Origin of the sequence: Bacillus sp. 522_BSPC (assembly GCF_001076885.1) — a bacterium.
In the GTDB taxonomy this organism is placed as follows: Bacteria; Bacillota; Bacilli; order Bacillales; family Cytobacillaceae; genus Niallia; species Niallia hominis.
Genome location: NZ_JVDT01000208.1, coordinates 1 through 4,756 on the forward strand (window position 1 = coordinate 1; position 4,756 = coordinate 4,756).

Annotated in this window: 7 protein-coding genes; 6 read left to right on the forward strand and 1 reads right to left on the reverse strand. The window is 36.6% G+C overall.

The genetic code is table 11. The features are described 5' to 3' along the window. The first annotated feature begins 163 nt into the window (after nucleotides 1-163). The 5 genes from ADJ83_RS17375 (at nucleotide 164) to ADJ83_RS17390 (ending at nucleotide 3,181) form a co-directional block, all read left to right on the forward strand. Nucleotides 164-1,525 (forward strand): IS4 family transposase, encoded by a 1,362-nt coding sequence (locus ADJ83_RS17375; RefSeq protein ID WP_048717268.1) that lies wholly within the window; start codon nucleotides 164-166, stop codon nucleotides 1,523-1,525. Nucleotides 1,526-1,746: 221 nt separating this feature from the next. After that, entirely contained in the window at nucleotides 1,747-2,325 is a 579-nt protein-coding gene (locus tag ADJ83_RS17380; protein ID WP_048718529.1) for a CBO0543 family protein, read from the forward strand. A 28-nt stretch (nucleotides 2,326-2,353) separates the two neighbouring features. After that, nucleotides 2,354-2,533: a hypothetical protein gene (locus ADJ83_RS26320; RefSeq protein WP_231512515.1), complete on the forward strand. Its 180-nt coding sequence runs from the start codon at nucleotides 2,354-2,356 to the stop codon at nucleotides 2,531-2,533. Between the two features lie 21 nt (nucleotides 2,534-2,554). Beyond that, nucleotides 2,555-2,806, forward strand: coding sequence for a hypothetical protein (locus ADJ83_RS26325; protein WP_331280219.1), 252 nt, complete (start codon nucleotides 2,555-2,557; stop codon nucleotides 2,804-2,806). Between the two features lie 54 nt (nucleotides 2,807-2,860). Beyond that, nucleotides 2,861-3,181, forward strand: a complete 321-nt coding sequence (locus ADJ83_RS17390; protein WP_048718531.1) for a YnfA family protein — start codon at nucleotides 2,861-2,863, stop codon at nucleotides 3,179-3,181. 76 nt (nucleotides 3,182-3,257) lie between these two features. Here ADJ83_RS17390 and ADJ83_RS17395 read toward each other — a convergent pair whose 3' ends face one another. After that, nucleotides 3,258-3,548: an AbrB/MazE/SpoVT family DNA-binding domain-containing protein gene (locus ADJ83_RS17395; RefSeq protein WP_031536161.1), complete on the reverse strand. Its 291-nt coding sequence runs from the start codon at nucleotides 3,546-3,548 to the stop codon at nucleotides 3,258-3,260. A gap of 197 nt (nucleotides 3,549-3,745) precedes the next feature. Between ADJ83_RS17395 and ADJ83_RS17400 the strand changes: the two genes are divergently transcribed. Beyond that, a complete protein-coding gene (locus ADJ83_RS17400; protein ID WP_031536162.1) occupies nucleotides 3,746-4,588 on the forward strand; it encodes an aldo/keto reductase in 843 nt (280 codons plus the stop codon). Nucleotides 4,589-4,756 lie beyond the last annotated feature (168 nt).

The following is a 4,756-nucleotide window of genomic DNA, read 5'->3' on the forward strand; positions in this document are numbered from 1 at the left end:
AACTTTCGCACCAAAAAAATAAGTGCAAATCGTTAGTTGTATTGCGTCTATGGTCTATTAAATATGTTGCTTGACAGTGTTTAATAAAATGAAATAACACCTCATTCTTTGGTATAGTGTAATTGTAGAGAAAACACTACCATACAGAAGAGGTGCTCCCTATATGATAGACCAAAATAGCCAAAACAATCAACTACCAAAAGAACTTAATTCGGTTTTTTCTGAGCTTGAAATGAATAAACACCTGCGCCAAGCAGGAATTAAAAAATCCTTCGGTTTCAGCTGTTCCTACTTATTTCAGCTTGTTTTCTGTTTGATTTTCCAGCACAAAAATTGGTTTTCACTTCTTGATTCAAAGAAAGCCGATCAGTTTCCAGCCAAAGATGCCGTCTATCGCTTTTTAAACCAATCAACTTTTAATTGGCGCCGTTTCTTACTACTGTTGAGCATTTTTACTATTCAAAAGGTGACTCGCCTTACGAATAAAGAGCGTCCAAAAGTACTGATTATCGATGATTCTGCGTATGACCGAAATCGTAGTAAAAAGGTAGAGCTTCTCGCTCGTTGTTTTGATCATGCTTCCCTGAAAATGCGTTTCTTTAAGGGGTTTCGTATGCTCACTTTGGGCTGGTCAGATGGCTATACATTTATGCCAATTGACTTTTCTTTAGTCAGTTCAAAAAAGTCTCAAATCAATGGTATCTCTGAAAAAATTGATAAACGTACTTGTGGATACAAGCGTCGAGAAAATGCATTACAAACTGAGCCTGAACAAGTTCCTGACATGATTAAACGTGCATTAGCCAATGGGATAGATGCAAGTTATGTCCTTATGGATTCTTGGTTTACATTGCCACCACTTGTAAAGTCTATTGTGGATCAAGGATTAGACGTAATTGGTATGGTCAAAGAAACAAAACAACGTTATAACGTAAACGGGGAGATGGTTTCTTTAAAGCAACTATACCGCCTAGCTGGACCCATTCAATCCAAGAAAGGAATTCTTCGTTCCATCCATACGATCATGGCTAATGGAACACCAATTAAAGTGGTATTCATTCAAAACAGAAATAAGAAAAGCGACTGGCTTGCCATCCTCAGCACAGACTGCACTCTTTCAGAACAGGAGATCGTCCGAATCTATGGAATGCGCTGGGATATCGAGGTATTCTTTAAGGCGGCCAAATCTCTTTTGAAACTTGAAAAAGAATTCCAAAGCCGTTCATATGACGCGCTTATTTGCCATACAACGATTGTGTTTTCTCGTTTTATCGTTCTGTCGTGGCAGAATCGCTGTAATACCGATCAACGCACAATAGGTGGTCTGTTTTACGAATTATGCGATGAAGTAAATGAACTTGATTGGGCTGTCGCATTACAGCAATTGATCGAGCTTCTTCAAGATGCACTTAAACAAACGAATAAGAAAATCAAAAAAATAATTCAAAGTCAACTTGAACAGTGGATCGCTGGCCTTCCTAATTATATCAAGGCTTATTTGCCGATATCACTCTGCGAAAGTTGAGATAAAAGAATAAAGAAAAAATATCGGAAATAAGTAGCATTATTCCATATTCGATGATACATAAAGTACCCCCAGTGTTCATCTAGTTACTATTAATCGAAAGAAGTTTCTAATAATTGAAGTCTGCCCCATTCTTTTTATTTAATGAGCGATAAGTAAGTGAAATATTTTCTAAAAAATAGTTCATACTAAAAAAATGAAATAATCCCTGAGGTGATCAGATGAATGACCAACAACGATCTTTTTTTGATCGATTAGTTTCTATACAAGAGAATTATACAAAAGAGGCAATAGAGTATTGGAGTAAGTATTCCGGTTTGGATACATGGCAGTTTTGGGTGGGAGTGCTGATGTTAGTCATTCCACTAATCGTTTTATTTTTTACTATTGATCGAAAGCGTATATTCATAATTGGTTTCTTTGGTTTTGCTGTGCATATGTTATTTTCCTATGTAGATGCAACGGGTATTCGCTTTGGTTTATGGGCCTACCCGTATCAGTTTCTGCCATTCTTACCAAGCTTCTCACTGGATGGGGCGATTATTCCAGTGGCTATTATGCTCGTATTTCAATGGACGTTAAAGCATAATAAAAACTTCTATCTTTATGCAACCATATTAGCAGTTATTTTTGGCTTTGGTTTTAAACCACTTTTGACAGCTATCGGGTTATTTGAACCCTATAAATGGATTAATTTCTTCTATATTTTTCTGATTTATTGGTTCCTCTATATTGGTGGGTATCTAATAACAAGATTATTTATGAAGTTGCAGGAAAAAAGAACGGACAAGCCAATATAGACAGGAGTTATTTTATGTTCTTATCTTGATGGTAATTTTATTTAATGCAATTGCTTATTTTATTCCAAAACGCTTAACAGCTATTGAATTGTTGACAACGACATTGTTTGCCACATTTCTTCAACTAGTAACTGATACCTTTCTCGATTTGAAATATGATTTATATGGTTATTTTAGAATAGGGGTAGATTGGGAGAGTTTGATTTAGATTGGGGGAATCTATCCAGCGATTAACGTCATCTTTCTAAATTACTTTCCGTATAAAAGTGGTCTTCATAAAAAGATAGTCTATATTTTCACTTGGGGAGTCATTGCAATGGTATACGAAACCTTCTTTATCTATACAGGAACCTTTTATTTAAATGGCTGGAAGCAATTTTACTCCATTTTTACCTATCTAGTTCTATATGTTTTTTTGATGCTTTTTCACAAATTAACAGTGAGAATGATTGAAAGAAGTAGACGGGAAAGAAGTGATTAATTACCCTAGTTATTTGGTATAATGAATGGAAAATGGATAGTAGGGTGATTTTTGATGACAATTATCATTTTTATTTTGGCTGGTATAGCTGAAATCGGTGGGGGCTATCTCATTTGGCAATGGCTTCGAGAGGGCAAGCCTTATTATTGGGGGATATTTGGCGGAATATCTCTTGTTTTATATGGTATTATTGCAACCTTTCAATCGTTTATGTCGTTTGGAAGAGTATATGCTGCATATGGAGGTATCTTTATCATCCTCTCTGTTTTATGGGGATGGGGGATTGATCGAAAAACACCTGATTTGAATGACTGGATAGGTGCAGGTATTTGCCTAATAGGAGTAGGTGTGATGCTGTTTGCACCGAGACAATAAAATAATCAAAAAAGACAATTCCGTCTATCGAGTGAATGAAGAGGGAATTGTCCTATCATAAATGGAATTTGAAAGCTTACTTCTGAGAATCATTCGCAAAAACGGATTCTAATTCTTTCATTAGTATTTCGGCGCCTTCTTTACTTAACACAATCTTTCCGTTGCCAATGGTGATATTATCAGGTGAGACTTCCCCAGTAATCGCACACTCCTCAAAGGCTTTATACTTCTGGAAGACGATTTTTTCCCCTTCTACGAAAATCTCTAATGGATCTTTAATTTCAATTCCCAATGTTCTTCTCAATTCTCTTGGAATAACAATACGACCTAATTCATCCACTTTCCGAACAATTCCAGTACTTTTCATCCCTTATCCCTCCGATACATTTTTTAATATATATACTATATTTTAACATATTGCCTAAGTATTGAAAGAATAATATTTTGAAGTAAAGATAATTTAATGAAAGAGATGAAGCATATCAGTAGAATTTGTTATCTAGTATCCTCTATACTTTTAAAGAGAGGAAATCTTTTCTAATTTATAGAAGGAGGATATCAATCATGCATACAACAATTCCACAAATAACGCTAAATGATGGCCTTGTGATTCCAGCCATTGGATTTGGTACATATGATTTGCGAGGCGCGTCTGGTGTTCAAGCGATGACGTCAGCAATTGATATGGGCTATCGCTTACTCGACTCTGCATTTAATTACGAAAATGAAGGAGCAGTCGGTGAAGCCGTTCGCCGCAGTGCTGTTAGCAGAGATCAATTATTCCTTACATCCAAACTTCCAGGAAGACACCATCAATACGACAAAGCCATCTATACTATCCAAGAATCACTCTACCGCACAAAACTAGATTATTACGATTTATTCCTAATTCACTGGCCAAATCCCAAAACAGATTTATACGTAGAAGCCTGGCAAGCGTTAATTGACGCCAAAAAATGGGGACTCATTCGCTCCATCGGTGTCTGCAACTTCTTACCAGAGCATCTCGATCGCTTGAAAAAAGAAACCGGCGTATTGCCGAGCATTAATCAAGTAGAACTACATCCATTTTTTTCACAAAAAGAGCAACTAGCCTATGACAAAGAGAACGGAATCGTAACCGAATCATGGAGCCCACTCGGCCGAGCAAATAATGTCCTAGAAAACGAAACGATTCAACAAATAGCAAAAGCACACGGCAAAACAATATCCCAAGTCATCCTAAGATGGCATACCCAACTAGGAGCCTTGCCAATTCCAAAATCAAGCTCCCCACAAAGACAAAAAGAAAACCTAGAAATATTCGATTTTCAATTAACAGAAGAACAAATGCAGCAAATTTCTGGGCTAACACGCGAAGACGGGCGGATTGCGGATCAAGATCCAGCTGTTTATGAGGAGTTTTGAGGTTAGAATCCCTTATTGTGTTGAGCGATAAGGGATTTTTTTGTTGGTTGGAGTGGGGTGGAGATGGTCGGAAATGTGGATATATAATCGAAAGCAGTGGAAATGGTCCAAAAAACAAATATACGATCCAAAGTAAAGCAGATATGATCCAAAAAACAAATATATGAT